The organism is Qipengyuania pacifica, from assembly GCF_019711555.1.
GTDB classification, from domain to species: Bacteria; Pseudomonadota; Alphaproteobacteria; order Sphingomonadales; family Sphingomonadaceae; genus Qipengyuania; species Qipengyuania pacifica.
Window position 1 is genome coordinate 224698 of record NZ_JAIGNQ010000001.1, and the last position, 16721, is coordinate 241418.

Below are 16721 nucleotides of genomic sequence, written 5' to 3' on the forward strand. Positions count from 1 at the left end.
CGATTGCCAAGCGGATAGGTGAAAATACCTATGCCCAGGTCAGTCTATCTGTGCATTGCGCCGCGAAACGCAGCAGCGATTTCGTTGAAATCGTCCTTGATGGCCGTGATGGCAGGGACATCGGTCTGCCGGATCGAATTGAGCAAGACGCCTTTGGCAGATCCGTAAAGATGCGCGAGGCTGGCTCCCAGTTCGGCCGTTCGGTCGATGCCGAGTTCCAGAGCGGTCAAAGCAGTGACACAGCGGGTAATGGCCTGGCTTCGCCCGGCTGCATCGAAGCGGCTATCCGCCATTTCGAGCCGCCCGAGGTTCTCGATGAAATCTTCGAGGCAGAAGATGACGAGATCCTCTTTCGAGCTGCCAAGAAGACGGGCATCGAAACTCGCCTGACGATAGGCTTCATTGGGTTTGGACCGGCTAAGCATCTCAATCCCGCTGAGAGTTCCATACGTCGATTTGCGACTGAAGGAAGGTAAGCGTCGAATTCGATGCGGCGATGCGGCTGTCCGCCTTTGCGAAGCGCGCGACCATGTTGGCTCGTAAGGCTTCCTGCTGGTCGGCGAGCTTTTCCAGATCACGGTTGATCTGTTGCGACTGCGATTGATAGCGCGCGACGGATCCCGCCAGTGTCCCCGGGTTGCTGGAAACGCTGTTTGACCGGGCCATCCGATCGATGGTCGAATAAACGCCATTTAGGCCAGTGGTGAACATCGCGGCCACGCCTGCGGGGTCGCGGGCCATGGCAGCAGTCAGTTTGGAACTGTCGAATGTGAAGCTACCGTCTCGCTGAATTGCAAGGCCAAGCTCGGCTAGGGTCCGTGGCGATCCTTCGGGGGCGTTGGGCATGATCACCGTGGACCCGAGCGCGGCCAGCTGGGTCCTCAGCGCTCGCGCGCCGGTATCCCGCGCAAGTTCGCCCGTCTTCGGATCGGTGGCGCTGCGAAGTTCACCGGAAATTTCGTTGAGAGCACCGGTGATGTCTTGCATCACAGACGACAGCGCGCTGGAGGGGTTGTTGAAGTTGATGACCGCTGGCGCACCAACATTGGTACCTGTCAGCGCCAGCGACAAACCGGGCGCAATACCGTCTATCTTATTGGACGAGCTCGTGCGCGCGATCCCATCGAGTGTGAACTCGGCATCGGCCGAAGTCTTTACCAATCGTGCAGGATCGCTCCCAGGCTGCCATGCCATTGCCGATAAGCCGGGGCTGGCAGCATCCTCCGTCGCTTCGATGACGAAACCGTTCTTCGCCCCGTCAGCACCCTTTATGACAAGTTGCGCACCCGTAGCTGTCTGGGCGACATAGGCGCTGAGACCGGCATTCTTGCCGTTTATGGATTGCGCGACATCGGCCAAAGTCGCACCGGCAGCGATGTCCAGCGTAAGCGGAGCTTTGCCGGCATTCTCGGCGAACGAGGCGGAGTTCGTTTCGCCGAAACGGATCGTCAGCGTACCGGCACCGACAGTATCCTGCGCGCTCGCGTACGAGCCTCCGGTCAGAACCTGCCCACTGGCAAGTTTCGTGACTTCAAGCGAATAGCTACCCTTCCCGATCGAGCCCAGCGGGCTCGACACTGCTGCAACGGCGGGGTTCGAGATGGTCGGCAAAGGTGCAAGGTCGCCAGTGCGCAAACGCTCTCCCAATGCCGTAGCGAAGGTCGAGAAACTGCTGCGGATGGAACCGGCGAGCGAGATGCGCCGTTCGAGCGTCTCGGACTGGGTTGTCAGCCGCTGGTTGCGACCTGCGAACTGCGCTTCAGCCAGCTGCACCGCCAGGCCGGTCATGTCGACGCCGCTGCCGATCCCGAGAGAGGAGGCGATAGAGGAAGCTGAGATACTCATCGCTATGATAACGACGCTTCGGCTTGCGGATTAACCGTCAAACGACCATCCGCGTCAAAACACAAGGCTGCAGGCACGTCGACGGCAGGCAGCGGCGGCGTTTCGCCGCGTTTCAAAGAGAACACATATGCAAGGACCGATGCGACCGCGCCGTACAGATCTTCGCAAATGATCTGCCGTTCGCGGGTCGTATAATAGACCGAACGCGCAAGCTGCGGGATCTCGAGTGTCGGGAGATCAAGCTCGCGAGCCAGTTCTTTCATCGCCATCGCCTTGTCGCCGCGCCCCTTGGCCAGAACGATCGGTGCGGATGCCTTTAGCGGATCGTATGTCATGGCAACGGCGAAATGGGTCGGATTGGTGATGACGAACTGCGCTTCTCGCATCGCGCCAGCTACGGAGCCGGTCGCGATGTCACGCTGACGCTGGCGCCGGGCGGCCTTCATTTCGGGCGAGCCTTCGGATTCCTTGTTTTCGTCCCGCATTTCCTGATGGCTCATCTTGAGGCGCTTTTGCTGGCGCATCCACTGGATCGGAAGATCGACGAACGCGATTACCACGAGCCCGGCAGCCAGCGCGAAGATCAGCGAGATGATGGCATGCCAGGCCGCGGACAATTGCGCGGATAAGTTGCCTCGCCCCAGACCGACGACCGTCTCCATGCTGGTCCACCACCACCAGGCGGCGATGCTCCCAAGAAGAGCGATCTTGAGCAGGCCCTTGCCCATTTCGATGAGACCTTGCGGGCCGAACATGCGTTTCAGGCCGGACAGGGGATTGATACGCTGCCCCTTCGCCTTGAGATTGTCGACCACCCAGCGTCCCCGCCCGAATGCAAGCTGGGACAGGAGAGTCACGAGAATGACCGGCACGGCTAGTGTGAGAATAGCGGGGAGAGCAAGGAGCAGGCTCTGGCGCAGGAGCGCGTCGACGCTGAAATAATTAACATCGCGCATATCGAACATGAAGGCTTCGCGGGCGAGCTGTGAGAGGCCTTCCAGTAGCCATGGGCCAGCGATGGCCAGCCAGGCGCCGCCGAGCAGCATGACGGCGGCGGTGCCGGCGTCCTTGGAACGGAGCACGTCCCCCTTCTTGGCGGCGTCGACGAGCCGCTTTTCAGTAGGCGCGTAAGTTTTTTCGCCGGCGGTCTCCTCGCTCATCGCGCAATCACGCTTTCGGTCTGGTCCAGCGCGTCGCCGACAAGGCCGGTGAACTGGTCGTAGATGAGCGGGGCGGAAATGATCAGAGCGGCCATTCCGGCAAGGACACCTGCGGGCAATCCCAACGCGAAGAGGTTGAGCGAGGGGGCCGAACGGCTGAGGATACCGGTGAGCACCTGCACCAGCAGCAGGATGAGCGTTACCGGCAGCGCAATCCGCAAGGCGGTTTCGAACATGAAACTGGCGAAACCGGCGATGGCGCCGAACCGTTCGGCGCCGAGCCAGGTCTGTCCGGGTGGGAACGCATTGTAGCTTTCCGTCACCAGCGCGATCCAGTGAAGATGCGCGCCGGTCGCGAGGAAGATCAGCGTCAGGACGATCATGAAATACTGACCGAAGGACGTGGTCGTCCCCCCACCCATCGCATCCTGTGACACCGCCATGCTCATCCCCATTCCGCCACCGATCAGTTCGGCGGCAACGGTCGGCGCGGCGAAGGCGAGCTGCAACACGAAGCCCAGAGCCAGGCCGACGATGACCTCGCCGGCGATGGTGAGAACGCCGTCGAGCGAGAGCAGTGCCGGCGGCGTGGCGATGGCGGGCATCCATATCGACACGAATATGGCAAGCGCGCCGGTGATCGATATGCGCACCGCCATGGGTACCGATGTCGCCCCGAAGAACGGGGCTGCAAGCAGGGCCGCACCGAGCCGGGTCATCAGAAAGACGACCCGCCACATGTCCTGCTCCAGCGCACCAATGCCGAGATCGAGCCCGTTCACCGCGTCAGTCTCAGTCGCCGATCCGCGCGATTTCGGTGAAGATGTCCTGCGTGAAATCGGCCACGACCGACATCATCGACGCCCCCAGAATAACGAGCACGAAGGCCACCGCGCCGAGTTTCGGCACGAAGGTCAGCGTCTGTTCGTTGACCGAGGTCGCGGCCTGCACGAGGCCGATGACGAGACCGATGGCGAGACTGGCGATCAGGATCGGCGCCGCAACGAGGGCGGCGATCCACAGCATCCGGTCGGCCATGGAAAGAAGGATGGCGCTTTCGTCCATGATATTATCCGAAACTTGAGGCGAGCGAACCCATCAGCAGTGCCCACCCGTCGACGAGGACGAACAGCAGCAGCTTGAAGGGTAGCGAAACGATCATCGGGCTCATCATCATCATACCGAGGCTCATCAGCACGCTTGAGACGACGAGGTCGATGACGAGAAACGGCAGGAACAGCATGAACCCGATCTGGAATGCGGTCTTGAGTTCGCTGGTCACGAAGGCGGGCAGCAGGATCGAGAAGGGTACGTCCTGCGGGCTGGCGAACTGACCGGCATCGGCGATATCGGCAAACATCTGAAGATCGTATTCGCGCGTCTGGCGGATCATGAAGGCGTGAAACTGGTCGCCTGCCCGCTCGATCGCGACCTCTGCGCCGATTTCACCCGCCGAATAGGGGGCGATGGCGTTCTGGTTCACGTTTTCCAGAGTCGGCGCCATGATGAACATGGACAGGAACAGGCTGATACCGATCAGCACCTGGTTGGGCGGCGACTGCTGCAGACCGAGTGCCTGACGCAGGATCGCCAGCACCACGATGATGCGCGTGAAACTCGTCATCATCAGAAGAAGCGCTGGCAGGATCGTCAACAGGCCCATCACCAGCAGCAGCTGGAGCGACAGGCTCAGCGGTTCGCCGCCAGCACCTGCCATCTGGCCGAAGGCGCGGTCGAGTGCGCCCGAAACCGCGGTGTCCGAGGCCTGCGCATGCACCAACGCCGGATAGGCGAGAGCAGTCAGAAAGGCTGTCAGCCTGGCGAAACGGGCGATCACTGAACGGTTTCCTCTGCCTGCGGACGCGCCGGCGCTTCGGCCAGGCGGGTGAGGCCGTTGCGCGACGTTGACACGAGGATCTCGCGACCATGAAATTCGATCACGGCCAGACGCAGGGTGGGCGAAAGCATGGTGGTTTCCACGATGCGAACCGCCTTGCTGCCGCCAGCGGGGGCACCGAACTGGCCCTGCATCTTCTTGGCGAGCTTGAGGCTGCCCCAGATCATTGCGCCAATCAGCGGCAGCAGGATCAGGAGCTTGAGGACGTACCAGAACATCAGGCGTGCTCGCCTGCACCGGTCGGCGTGACCGTCAGCGGCGGAGTGCGGCGGTCGATCGCGGGTTCGCTGGAGCTGGCGCCGACGATTTCGAGAACGCGGATGGCGAAGCGACTGCCCTGCGCGACGACTTCGCCGCGCGCAATCAGCTTGCCATTGACGAACATGTCGAGCGGTTCGTCGGTCAGGCGGTCGAGTTCGATGACGCTGGATTCGCCCAGAGCCAGCACGTCGCGCAGGCGCATGGATTTGCGGCCGAGTTCAACGGTGAGGCGGACGTCGATGTCCTGAATGAGGCCGAAGCCGTCTGCGTGCGAAACCATGGGTTCTACTCCGAGAGGAATGTTTGGGTAAGTTCGAGGGCGACACGGTCGTCGAGTTCGCCGACACAGCCATGCGCGATGGTGAGATTTCCGGTCATCAGCGGGACGTTGCGGTTGACCGCGACCGGGATGACCGAGCCGGGTTCAAGGCTGGCGAGCCGCGCGATCGACATCGGAACGTCGACCAGTACGGCGCGCAGCGGAAGATCGACTTCGGCAATGGCCGACCCGTTGAGACCGCGTGCACCGATCGTCCGGCCGGTAGCCGGCGAGACGGCGCGCGTGCCGACGATTTCGGCGATCGTCGAGTTGCACGCCGCAAGCCGGACCTTCCACGGTCGCGCGCTTTTGGCAGACGTGATGGTGAGCGTTACCGTCCAGACGCGATCACCCGATGCATAAGGTGCAACCTGTTCGACTTCTTCGCCATTCGCGCTTGCCGCGATGCCGCGCCGATCGCTGGCTGCCTGAATGACTTCGGCCATGCGGTCTTCGAACTGCTGTGCGAAACGGTTGGCAGAGGCGGGCAGGACGGTGCATTTTTCGTCCACTTCGCCCGTGCCGCCGAGGATCCGTTCGAACTGGCCAACCAGTTCGCCGATCCGGACCGAAATCAGGATTCCGCGGCTTTCCTGCCCGATCGAATAGAAGCTGTGGCGATGAGCCGCCCCGACCTTTGCAAACCATTCGCCAACAGGCAGCAGTTCGGCGTCCGCAATGTCCACGGCAAGCCCGCGATCATCGCACAGTTGGGACAGCTGATGCTGCGACTGCTGAGCGATGCCGCGCGCAAACCGGGCGAACTCGATATCGAGTTCGGGCGGAGTTGCCGCGCGGCTGAGCAGCTCGTCGCAGTGACATGCTGCTCGGGCCACAGCCTCGGGGATACCGGTCGTGATCATTGGACGATGAAGGATCGGAAATAGACGCTGTCGACGCCGCCGAAGCCTTCGCGTTCTTCAAGCGTTTCGTTGATCGCCTTGGTCAGACGCTTCTGCAGTTCTTCCTTGCCGCGGATGCTGGCGAGATCTTCTTCGCTGGTTGCTGCAAGCTCGGCCAGAATGCGCGACCGCAGAGCGGTTTCATGCTCGTTCAGCCACATCATCACGCGCCCATCGTAATGGGTCGATGCAGCGAGGCTGACCTGGATCAGCGCAGTTCCGTTCGCCAGGTTGGACGTGAACTCGTCGGAAAAATTGTAATAGGCCGTGCGGTATTTACCCCCGCCGCCGCCGTGAATGGCGGGCGCCGCTTCCTTCTCGCCGCCTTCTGCGACGAAGGGATAGGGATCTTCTTCTCCCTTGAGCACCAGCTTGGGATTGCGATCTTCTTCCTTCGCCCCGTGCGCACCGAGCATGCCGCTGGCGAATGCGGCATAAGTGCCGCCGCCGCCTGCACCCAGCAGAACGAGCGAGAAAAGCACCAGCTTGAGCTTACCGCCCTTTTTCTTTTTCACGGTTTCTTCAGAAGTTTTATCGTTCGACATGGGGTAATCCTGTTGAATGGAATGCTGACAGATCAGGCGTAGAGAGCGTCGTCGCCGGAGTTTCTGGCAGGCGTCTGGGTGCCCGGCCGGGCACGTTCATCGTGGCGGCCACGCTGGTCGAATTGCTGCGAACGGCCATTGTCCCCCGCATTGCCCTGACCGGATGCCGCGCTGGAATTGCCGTTGCCGCCATGACGGTCCGCAGCGGCGTGATTGTTCTGGTTCTGCGCGGATTGGGAATGACCGCCCATATCCTGCTGGCGGGGCATTCCGCGATCGCTGGCCATCGCCGCCGCCAGCGCGCGCTGGCTTTCCTGATTTTCGGCTGCGATCTCGACGTTCATCTTGCCGCCGGACTGATCGAAGGTCACGGTCAGAGCGCCGAATTCCTTGTGGGCCACGGCGATGGCTGCCGGTTTGGACAGATCCATCTGGCGGGCTGCGGTGAGATGTTCGACGACGCGTTCGACCTGAGCGAACTGATCGGTGGTCACCGTACGCGGCGTGACAGTGCCGGCCCGGGCGGCAACCATCGTATCTTCGAAACGGGCCGAGACGAGCTGCGGCGATACCTTGGCGAGATCGGCCGTGCTGGTCTGGCTGGCGGGAGCCTGCCTGTCGCTGGCGGGACGGTCACCATCCTGCTTGCTGTCGCCGCTGGCGGGATCGAGGGCAGGCTGGACGGCTGGCTGGCTGGTCGTGGCAGAAGCCGTTGCGGCTTTCGCATCGACTGGAGTGGCCTGTGCCGTGCCAGCCGCGACTGCCTGGGAAAGGCGGTCGTTCGTGGCAGGAACAGGCGAAGCGGACTGCGCCTTGCCCTCGGGCGCGGTGACGAACAGATCGGCCGCCTTGGCATCTACAGGCTTGTCGGCCGCAGCGATACGCACGACGAAGGATGTTGGCTCGGAACTTTCGGAAGGCGATGCCTCGGCACCGGTAGCGACGAGTTCGGCAGCGATGGCCAGAGGGGCAATGCCCGAAGCGTTATTGATCGGTTTGCCTGCCGCGAGCGACGCGTCGGACGAGCCTGCGACAACCGGCGCCTGGGCTGCCGGAGGCACAAGAGACATGAGGGGCGAAGCCACCAGGGCAAGTTCGACATCGGCATCGGCAACCGGATCGACCGGCAAAAGCGGCAAGATATTGCCGGTCGGCAATTCACCGTCCTGCCGCTCTTCGGTGCCGCTCTCTGCCGTACCGAGTCCGGCCGGCAGGACCGGCAAGACCGATGCGAGCTGGTTCAGCAGGTCGGCGAAGCCGTCTACGCCCTGCGAAGCACCGTTTTTACGCCCACTTTCGCCATCCAGACCGGCGGCGACGGATTGGGTGTCGGGCGTTTTCGAATGGGCAAACGAGATGTTCATGGCAAGTCCGTGTTAGGTTCACGGACAGTCTATCAAGAAGCGTGCCAAACTCTCGCTCTGCTACCCCTTTTCCAGGCTGGCAACGATCTGGCGCACCAGATCCCGCCTGCTTTCCTTAGCCTTGCGCAGACGCATGTCGGACTGGGCGAGCACTTCGCGCTTGGCCTGCGACTGAAGTTCAGCTTCTTCCGCCTGTTTTTCGCTCAGTTCGGTAAGGCGCTGCAACTGGTCGCCCATGGCCTTGCCGCTGCGCAGATCGGCGCCGACGATGTCACCTTCGCGCTGGGCATAGTGCGCGGCGAGACTGCGGGTGCGTTCTGCCACGCCGAACAGGCGCGCGCGGGTGGCCTCCGCTTCGCTGGCGGCCGCGACAGACTGCATGCGCTCCACCGACCGGATACGCTGGATGAGCTCGGCGCGCCTCAGCTTGCGGCGTTCAGGCGTCACGGCTGACGAGCTGCGTCAATTGTTCGGATGCGGCGGCGATATCCACGCATTCGCCATGGCCCTGAGACAGGAACCGGCTCATGTGCGGATGAAGGGCGATGGCTTCGTCGAGCAGTGGATCGGACCCTTGCCGATATGCCCCCATCATCACGAGATCGCGATTGGCCTCATACGTCGCACTCAGCGCGCGGAAGCGCCGCGCATTCACGGCATGTTCGGGCGGAACGATATCGTTCATCACGCGGCTGAGCGAGGCGCCGACGTCGACTGCCGGATACTGGCCGCGCTGGGCGATTTCCCGCGAAAGCACGATGTGACCATCGAGGATCGCCCGGGCGGTATCGACGACCGGATCGTTCTGGTCGTCGCCATCGGCGAGCACGGTGTAAATGCCGGTGATGGCCCCGCCGGATTCTTCCGAATTGCCGGCGCGTTCGATGAGTTTGGTAATGGCGGACAGGGCCGAGGGCGGATACCCGCGCGCTGCGCCGGGTTCGCCCAGCAGGATACCGATCTCGCGCGCCGCATGAGCAACGCGGGTCAGACTGTCGAGGATCAGGAGAACGCGTTTGCCTTGCGAGCGAAGATGTTCGGCGATGGATGTCGCGAGCATGGCGCCGCGCAGTCGCAAATTGGCCGCGTGATCCGCCGGAACCGCGACGATGGCAGTCTTCGCCGCGCGTTCGCCCGCCATGTGCCGGGTCACGAAATCGGAGACTTCGCGCGCCCGTTCGCCGATCAGCCCCACGACGACGGCGTCGGCCTGCGCATTGTCGACGATCATGTCCATCAGCACCGATTTGCCGACGCCGGATCCGGCCATGATACCGATGCGCTGGCCCACGCCGAAGGTGGTCAGCGCGTTCAGTGAGCGGATGCCGCTGTCGAACACCTGGGTCACCCGCGACCGGTCGAGCGCGCCGACGCGGTAACCGCCCGCCGGCCAGCTGGTGGTGGCCATGACCGGGCCGCCGCCATCGATCGGTTCGCCCGATCCATCGACCGCACGGCCGAGAAATTCCTGCCCGACGCTGAGCATGCCCGGTCGCCCTTCGGGACGAACGATCGCACCGGGACGCAGCAGAACCGTATCGCCGAGCATCATCATCATGGTGTGCCCGTTGCGAAAGCCGATGGTTTCGGCGCGATGTTCGGACGATTCCCCCTGCGCGATCGCGCAGATCGTGCCGATGGGTACGCCAAGGCCGGAGACCTCGATCAGACCGCCATCGCAGGCGACCACCCGCCCGAACCGGCGCGGGGCCAGATCGAGCGAGGCCGAGGCGACGGCCGAGAATGTGCGATCGATCAGCGCGTGCATGAATCGAAGATTTCGGCGAGCGCGCGGCGCCATTGCTGCGGTCCGTCCTCGACCCCGCCATCGTCGGTCTCGACGCGCAATCCGCCCCGCTCGACGCTGCCGTCGGCAACCAGTTCCAGGCTCGCCGGGACACTGGCTTTGACGAGTTCGAGATCTTCGGGATGGAGATGGACGATCCGCTGGTCGTGCTTGCGCTGAAGCATGGCGGCCGCCGCTTCGACCCGCCGGGCCAGGCCTTCGCTGTCGAGGGCGAGGGGCAGTACCGCTTCCTCGCACAGCGCGTGGACGGTCACGAGCAAACGGTCGCGCAGCTGACGCTCGCTTTCCGCATCGAAGCGGGCGAAGGCGAGTTCGATGGCCGATCGCGCCGCCCGTTCGGCAGTCAGCTGGGCATCGAAATCGGCACGGGCGGACAGCTGGCCATCTTCATAGCCAGCGCGATAGGCCTTTTCGGCCACGTCTTCGGTCTCGACCGGTTCTTCGGGAACCTGCGGCTTCGCATAGCGTCCGTCGCGGGCGAAACTGCCCGGCCGGCCGAGGGCGGCGTAGGCGATCCTAGACATAGTCTTCGTCGCCTTCGCCCATGATGAGTTCGCCGTCGGCGATCAGGCGCTTGGCGATGGTGACGATGTCCTTCTGCGCGGCTTCGACCTCGGTTTTCTTGACCCGGCCACGCGCTTCGATTTCATCGCGCAAACCGTCTGCCGCACGCGAGGACATGGCGCCGAAGAACTGTTCGCGCTGTTCCTCTTCCAGGCCCTTGAGTGCGAGAATAAGCGTATCGCTTTCGATTTCGCGCAGCAGCACGCCGGTCATCTTCATATCGAGCACGAATAGGTGCTCGAACTTGAACATTTCGTTCTCGAGTTCCTTGGCGAGCTGTTTGTCGATCTTGCCGATCTTCGGCATGACGTTCTTCTCGATGCTGCGATGCGAACGGTTGATGATGTCCGCCGCGTGACGAATACCGCCCATGGTGAGCGGGATCGTGCCATGCAGCTTCTCGATCTTGGCATTGAGCGTGTGTTCGAGAATTTCGATCGCCTGGCGCGACACCGGGCCGAGACGCGCGACGCGGTGCAGCACCGGCGTATGTAGATCTTCGGGCAGCGCGGCCAGAGCGGCAGCGGCCACATCGGTATCGAGCTGCAGCAGCAAAACGGCAATCGCCTGCGGGTGTTCGTCGGCGAGGATTTCACCGATGATCTTTGGATCGAGCCACCGCAGGAGGCCAAGGGCAGGCAAGCCTTCCTCTTCCGCTTCCGGTGCCACCTGACGCATGAGATTATCGGTCTTCACTTCGCCGACGGCGCCGTTCAGCAACCGGCGGACATTGTCGACCCGGCCATGTCCGGAAATGCCGCTATGCTCGGTCGAGCGCGAAAAGCCGGCGATGGCGTCGGAGATCGCCTGCGGCTCGACTTCGCCTATGCCGCACATCGTGCCCGCAAGCTGGCGCAGTTCGTCAGGGGTCAGCTGGCTAAGAATTCGCGACGCGTCTTCTTCGGCCAGCAGCATCACCATGATCGCCGCTTTGTCCGTGCCGCCGAGCAGATGCTGTGCAGGCGCCGTCATGCCGATGCTCCCTGGCGCATATCTTCGGCGAGCAGGCGACGTAATGCCAGAACGGCATCATCGGGATTCTCGCGCGCGATGCGCTGGGCGAGTTCGATCTGCCCGTCGAGAGCTTCCCGGTCATAGGGCGTAACGACGCCCATGCCGGGGCCGCCCAGAGCGGCAACCTCGCCACCGGCGCCCTGCGGGTCGAGCGTGCCGCCATCCTTGGCATTGCTGCGCAGCGCATTGATCGCAGGCCGCACGGCCAAAAGCAGGACGAGCAGCACGGCGAGAATGGCGACGCCGTTGCGCACGGCCATGCCGAACCAGCTCGTTTCGTAGAAGGGCAGTTCATCCCCTTCGACCTTTTCGAAGGGACGCATCACCACGGTAACCTGATCGCCGCGATCCTGACGCGCGCCGACGGCTGCCGTCACGAGTTCCTTGACCTTATTGATGTCCGCGGCGCTTGCCTTGGCCAAGGCGGCCTGATCGATTGCGACGGCGACCGAGAGATATTTGATCGAACCAGGCGAGAGATTGGAGACCGAAACCTCGCGGCCCATTTCATAGACCCGGGTCGCGCTGCTTTCGCCCACGCCGCCAGCAGTCTGGGCGCCCTGTGTATCTTGTGGCGCACCTTGCCGTGCTTCCCCTTCAGCAGGAGGCGTATTCGCCAGCACACCGGGAATTCCGCCGGCAGGTGCGTTGCCGCTCTGCGACTGCTGCGTGGTTTCGCGACGTACGGTGCCATCCTTGTCGTAGCTTTCGCGCGCGGAGGTGACCTCGTTCATGTCCAGCTCAACCTGAACCTGGGAGGTAAAGGCATCGCTGCCGAACATCGGTGCAAGCAGGTGATCCACCTGCGCATTAAGCTTTGCTTCCATCTGCGCCTGCAGATCGAGCCGGCCGCTGTTCGGATCGCGAGCCTGAGTCAGCAATTTGCCGTGCTGGTCCACGACCTTGACCGCATCGATCCCAAGGCCGGGTACGGATGCAGCCACGAGATTGGTGATAGCCGTGACCTGTCCGTCGGTAAGCTGGCGACCGCGCGCCAGACGGACCATCACCGATGCGGAAGGTGCGACATCTTCGCGCACGAACACCGAACGTTCGGCCTTGGCGATATGGACGCGGACCGCTTCGACGCCGTCGATTTCCGCGATGGTCATGGTCAGTTCGCGTTCCTGCGCCGCGCGCAGACGATCACCTTCCAGCGTACGACTGGCCCCCATCGGGAGGCTTTCGATAAGGTCGGTACCGCTTTGTGGAGATGCGAGCGATCCATCGGACGCCACCAGCATCCGCGCGCGATAGACGTCGTCTTCGCCGACCGTCAGCGCACCGGTGCCATTATCGATCGTATAATCGATCCCGGCCTTGTCGAGCGTCTCTACGACGCTCGCGCGTTCGGAATCGGCAAGGGAGGAATACAAGACACGCTGCGGCGCGGGCGACAACGTCGCCCACGTCAGTGCCAGCAGACCCAGACCGGCCATTCCGCCGAACCAGGGCAGCGCCCGCTTGACGGCAGGCTGCGCGGTGAAGGCGCGAAGGCGGTCGCCAAACGAGCCACCCCCGGCTGTGAGCGGAGTCAGCATGCCGGAGCCTTGGCTCTCGGCAGGTACCAGACCGTTCATGGATTAGATTCCCATCCGCATGGTTTCCTGGTACGCGGCAAGCAGCTTGTTGCGGACCTGGAGAGTTGCTTCGAAGGCGACCCCGGCTTCCTGCCGGGCCAGCATCACCTTGGCGATATCGGTTTCCTCGCCGCGTTCATATGCGGCGGTCATGCGGCCGGATTCTGCCTGGACCGAATTGACGTTATCCAGCGCTGTGCGGAGTGAATCGCCAAAACTGGGCGCCCCGCCCGTCGCTTCGGCCGGTCCGGCAGACTTGGGCTGATGAACGTCCTGCAGGACTTTGGAGCGATCGATGATCTGCTGACGCAGCGCAATAATCTGCTCCAGCGATCCGCCACCGCCAATGCCTCCTACGGGGTTCATCGACCTGCTCCCACGGCAATACCGGCATCACGGAAGGACGCGAGGCGATAGCGCAGCGTGCGTTCGCTTATGCCCAGAGCGCGGGCGGCATTGGCGCGGTGACCGCCGACCGATTCCAGCGCTTCCATGATGGCGCGCGCTTCGGAGATCTGGACAATTTTCGACAGTTTTGCCGATGCTTCAGGTTCAGCGGCAACCGGTGCTTCGACCGGCTTTTCGACGGCGCGCGCAGTCATGTCGAAGACGATATGCTCGATACCGATTTCCGCATGGCCCTGCGACAGCAAGAGTGCCCGGCGCATGACGTTTTCGAGTTCGCGGACATTGCCTGGCCATGGATAATTGGCCAGCGCGGCAAGCGCTGCATTGCTGATCCAGGGCATGCGTTCGCCCTTGCCGACATGGCGCAGCAGCATGGCGAATGCCAGCGGAGCGATATCAGCACGACGTTCGCGAAGCGCCAGCATTTCGATGGGAAACACGTTGAGGCGATAATAAAGGTCGGCACGAAAACGGCCTTCCTGAACTTCATGCGGGAGGTCGCGGTTGGCGCAGGCAATGATGCGCACATCAACCTTGATCGGCCGGGTCGCACCGATCGGGACGACTTCGCCTTCCTGAAGGGCACGCAGCAGCTTCGCCTGAAGCGACAACGGCATTTCGGCGATTTCGTCGAGCAGCAGGGTGCCGCCGTCGGCAGCGCGGAAAAAGCCTTCGCCCGCGGCATTGGCGCCTGTGAACGAGCCCTTTTCATGGCCGAACAGCATCGCTTCCAACATGGTTTCGGGAATGGCGGCGCAGTTGACAGCGATGAAGGGCTTGGCGGCGCGCGGGCTACGGCGATGGATGAAATTCGACAGCACTTCCTTGCCCGTACCCGTGGGCCCGTTGATCAGCACCGGGATGTTCGTGCGTGCGAGACGATCCGCCAGTGCGATGATGGAAAGCGATGCGGGATCCGCAGCAACAGGACCTTCACCGGCATATGTCATTGCCACCAGAGCGGCGATGCTACTTTCGGCGATGGGATCGCTGTAGGTGATCGTACCACCGGCGCCCGACAGTTCGAACCCCGATGCGTCCCCACGCGCCAAACGGATGGTCCGTCCACCGCAGTCCGACGAACGATCGCCCTGATCGGCCAACGTCACAGGTCGATCCATGAACAAGGACGAGGCAATTCCCGCCATCCGTGCATCGATCGTCCCATGTATTTTCGAAAAATTTTGGGTTTTCGTAATCCCGTCCATCAGTGCCCCCACTTGGCAAGTCTTAGCGACGAAGGGGGATTTGCGGCCTGGACGTCCAACTTTTGGATAATTTTAGGCCTAGTGAAAACACGTATTATGGTTAACGTTCGTTAAGACCTTGAAAAATTTGACCCTTAAGCCGGTTGAATTCCTGCCGGTCTGGTTCTCGGCTGCCGCATCCTGATGGGGGGCAGTGATCGTAGACAAGAGATCGTAGACCAAAGGGAATTTAGCCATGAACGTGATCAACACCAATATCGGCGCGATGAAAGCCGCAAACTCCGCGACCCAGGCTGGCAAAGCACTTGGCACCGCAATGGAACGCCTCTCGACTGGCAAGCGCATTAACAGCGCAAAGGACGACGCTGCTGGCCTCGCTATCTCAACGTCGATGACCTCGCAGATCCGCGGCATGAACCAAGGCATCCGCAACGCGAACGATGGGATTTCAATGGCGCAGACCGCGGAAGGCGCGCTGACTGAAGTTACCAATATGTTGCAGCGGATGCGTGAACTTACAGTTCAGTCGAAGAACGGTACCTATGACACCGACGATATCACAAACATGAAAAGCGAGATGACTGCTCTCAACGAACAGATCACCAGCGTTCTCGCAAACACCGAGTTCAACGGAAAGACACTTTTTGGTAGCGGAGCTGGCGATGTGAACATCCAAGCAGGAGCAAACGCAGTTGACACCGTAACTCTGAGTTTCACCGAATTGAATGCGACGGGAGATGACATCGCAACAGCATTGGCAGTGGATATCGCCACCGCCGATGCGGGAACTGCAGGTACCGATGACTACTTGACAAAGTTCGACGATGCAATTGATCTTGTGGCCACCACACGCGCCAGCCTCGGCGCTTCGCAAAATCAGCTGGAATCAGCGGTGAACAATTTGTCCAGCAACGTGACCAACCTCTCCGACGCTCGTTCGCGCATCGAAGACACCGATTATTCGGCTGAAACGACCGCGCTCGCCAAGTCGCAGATCCTGAGCCAGGCCTCGAGCGCCATGCTCGCACAGGCCAATCAGAGCCAGCAGAACGTCCTCTCGTTGCTCCGCTAACCTCCTGAACCCAGGTAACGAGAAGCAAGGCCCGTCGCTCGCAAGAGCGGCGGGCCTTACGCTTTCCCGCCGGGGCAAAGCATGACTAAGCGTTAACGCTGATCCCGCCGGAAAGCGAAAATTCGCTCCGCCAAGTCAATAGGGAGCGAGGGAGTTAACTATGATCTCGGCAGCATACGAAACGCTTTCGCCGCATATGAACTGCATGCGTGCCGAAGCGCGGACCAATCTGTTCGTCATGGCCAAGTTGGCGGCGGGCGGCAGCGTATGCACGGTGAAGGTTCGCAACATCTCATCCGGCGGCGCCCTGGTGGAAGGCGCGGCCCTGCCCCCCCCAGGAACGCCATGCCGGCTCATCCGCGGAGATATCTCGCTCGAAGCGCAGATCGTCTGGCTGCAGGCCAGCAGGGTCGGACTGCAGTTCCACGGCCGGGCAAAAGTCGCCGATTGGCTGCCCTCCGGCCAGAACACCCAGACCGACGTAGACCGCGCCGTGGCGCAGACCAAAGCCGAACTGACCCACGCGCCGATTGCAAGATCTGCCACGCCCCTCATCTCGACCGCGCTGACCGCGGCCAATGTTGCAAAGGTCGCGGACACCCTCGAAATACTGGGCGATGAACTGGCCGACGACCCGGCGGTAGTGGCAGGTTACATGGCGAAGCTTCAGGCGTTCGATATTTCGGTCCAGACGCTGCGGAAACTGGCAGCCATGCTTGAGCGGTCAGCTGCGAGCTAATATAGCGAATTTCACATTTGCGCCGATCCTTCGCCG

The 16721-nt window shown here is 62.2% G+C and carries 20 protein-coding genes; 2 read left to right on the forward strand and 18 right to left on the reverse strand.

The genetic code is table 11. The features are described from left to right. Positions 1 to 44: 44 nt before the first annotated feature. From K3177_RS01120 to K3177_RS01205, 18 genes are read right to left on the reverse strand one after another with little or no spacing between them, the layout of a single operon-like run. A complete protein-coding gene (locus K3177_RS01120; protein ID WP_196847080.1) occupies positions 45 to 425 on the reverse strand; it encodes a flagellar protein FliS in 381 nt (126 codons plus the stop codon). A gap of 1 nt (position 426) precedes the next feature. Continuing rightward, positions 427 to 1845 carry a flagellar filament capping protein FliD gene (fliD, locus tag K3177_RS01125; protein ID WP_221596464.1) on the reverse strand — a complete coding sequence of 473 codons (1419 nt, stop codon included), beginning with the start codon at positions 1843 to 1845 and terminating at the stop codon, positions 427 to 429. A gap of 2 nt (positions 1846 to 1847) precedes the next feature. Continuing rightward, positions 1848 to 3005, reverse strand: coding sequence for an EscU/YscU/HrcU family type III secretion system export apparatus switch protein (locus K3177_RS01130; RefSeq protein ID WP_221596466.1), 1158 nt, complete (start codon positions 3003 to 3005; stop codon positions 1848 to 1850). Then, positions 3002 to 3787 carry a flagellar biosynthetic protein FliR gene (fliR, locus tag K3177_RS01135; RefSeq protein ID WP_103024036.1) on the reverse strand — a complete coding sequence of 262 codons (786 nt, stop codon included), beginning with the start codon at positions 3785 to 3787 and terminating at the stop codon, positions 3002 to 3004. Before fliR ends, K3177_RS01130 begins: the two co-directional genes overlap by 4 nt. A gap of 10 nt (positions 3788 to 3797) precedes the next feature. Further along, entirely contained in the window at positions 3798 to 4070 is a 273-nt protein-coding gene (locus K3177_RS01140; protein ID WP_103024035.1) for a flagellar biosynthetic protein FliQ, read from the reverse strand. A gap of 4 nt (positions 4071 to 4074) precedes the next feature. Next, positions 4075 to 4842 carry a flagellar type III secretion system pore protein FliP gene (gene fliP, locus K3177_RS01145; RefSeq protein WP_103024034.1) on the reverse strand — a complete coding sequence of 256 codons (768 nt, stop codon included), beginning with the start codon at positions 4840 to 4842 and terminating at the stop codon, positions 4075 to 4077. Further along, on the reverse strand, positions 4839 to 5120 hold the full coding sequence (locus tag K3177_RS01150) for a flagellar biosynthetic protein FliO (RefSeq protein WP_103024033.1): 282 nt from the start codon (positions 5118 to 5120) through the stop codon (positions 4839 to 4841). The genes fliP and K3177_RS01150 overlap by 4 nt, the downstream gene beginning before the upstream one ends. Further along, entirely contained in the window at positions 5120 to 5443 is a 324-nt protein-coding gene (fliN, locus tag K3177_RS01155; protein ID WP_234003182.1) for a flagellar motor switch protein FliN, read from the reverse strand. Before fliN ends, K3177_RS01150 begins: the two co-directional genes overlap by 1 nt. Before the next feature lie 5 nt (positions 5444 to 5448). Further along, positions 5449 to 6345 carry a FliM/FliN family flagellar motor C-terminal domain-containing protein gene (locus K3177_RS01160; protein WP_103024032.1) on the reverse strand — a complete coding sequence of 299 codons (897 nt, stop codon included), beginning with the start codon at positions 6343 to 6345 and terminating at the stop codon, positions 5449 to 5451. Continuing rightward, on the reverse strand, positions 6342 to 6929 hold the full coding sequence (locus K3177_RS01165; protein WP_221596468.1) for a flagellar basal body-associated FliL family protein: 588 nt from the start codon (positions 6927 to 6929) through the stop codon (positions 6342 to 6344). The genes K3177_RS01160 and K3177_RS01165 overlap by 4 nt, the downstream gene beginning before the upstream one ends. 32 nt (positions 6930 to 6961) lie before the next feature. Further along, positions 6962 to 8293 carry a hypothetical protein gene (locus K3177_RS01170; RefSeq protein WP_221596470.1) on the reverse strand — a complete coding sequence of 444 codons (1332 nt, stop codon included), beginning with the start codon at positions 8291 to 8293 and terminating at the stop codon, positions 6962 to 6964. Between the two features lie 60 nt (positions 8294 to 8353). Then, complete coding sequence (locus K3177_RS01175; RefSeq protein ID WP_103024029.1) at positions 8354 to 8740, reverse strand: hypothetical protein; 387 nt, start codon at positions 8738 to 8740, stop codon at positions 8354 to 8356. After that, positions 8730 to 10061: a FliI/YscN family ATPase gene (locus K3177_RS01180; protein WP_221596472.1), complete on the reverse strand. Its 1332-nt coding sequence runs from the start codon at positions 10059 to 10061 to the stop codon at positions 8730 to 8732. Before K3177_RS01180 ends, K3177_RS01175 begins: the two co-directional genes overlap by 11 nt. Then, entirely contained in the window at positions 10049 to 10624 is a 576-nt protein-coding gene (locus K3177_RS01185) for a FliH/SctL family protein (RefSeq protein WP_221596474.1), read from the reverse strand. The genes K3177_RS01180 and K3177_RS01185 overlap by 13 nt, the downstream gene beginning before the upstream one ends. Continuing rightward, positions 10617 to 11636, reverse strand: coding sequence for a flagellar motor switch protein FliG (gene fliG, locus K3177_RS01190; protein ID WP_221596476.1), 1020 nt, complete (start codon positions 11634 to 11636; stop codon positions 10617 to 10619). Before fliG ends, K3177_RS01185 begins: the two co-directional genes overlap by 8 nt. After that, positions 11633 to 13258: a flagellar basal-body MS-ring/collar protein FliF gene (gene fliF, locus K3177_RS01195; protein WP_234003181.1), complete on the reverse strand. Its 1626-nt coding sequence runs from the start codon at positions 13256 to 13258 to the stop codon at positions 11633 to 11635. Before fliF ends, fliG begins: the two co-directional genes overlap by 4 nt. A 3-nt stretch (positions 13259 to 13261) precedes the next feature. Further along, a complete protein-coding gene (fliE, locus tag K3177_RS01200; protein WP_103024025.1) occupies positions 13262 to 13624 on the reverse strand; it encodes a flagellar hook-basal body complex protein FliE in 363 nt (120 codons plus the stop codon). Then, positions 13621 to 14874 (reverse strand): sigma-54 interaction domain-containing protein, encoded by a 1254-nt coding sequence (locus K3177_RS01205; RefSeq protein ID WP_221596478.1) that lies wholly within the window; start codon positions 14872 to 14874, stop codon positions 13621 to 13623. The genes fliE and K3177_RS01205 overlap by 4 nt, the downstream gene beginning before the upstream one ends. 235 nt (positions 14875 to 15109) lie before the next feature. On the opposite strand from K3177_RS01205, the gene K3177_RS01210 reads away from it, so the two are divergent. Both K3177_RS01210 and K3177_RS01215 read left to right on the forward strand, forming a co-directional pair. Beyond that, a complete protein-coding gene (locus K3177_RS01210; RefSeq protein ID WP_221596480.1) occupies positions 15110 to 15946 on the forward strand; it encodes a flagellin N-terminal helical domain-containing protein in 837 nt (278 codons plus the stop codon). A gap of 160 nt (positions 15947 to 16106) precedes the next feature. Then, on the forward strand, positions 16107 to 16685 hold the full coding sequence (locus K3177_RS01215) for a PilZ domain-containing protein (RefSeq protein ID WP_221596482.1): 579 nt from the start codon (positions 16107 to 16109) through the stop codon (positions 16683 to 16685). Positions 16686 to 16721 lie beyond the last annotated feature (36 nt).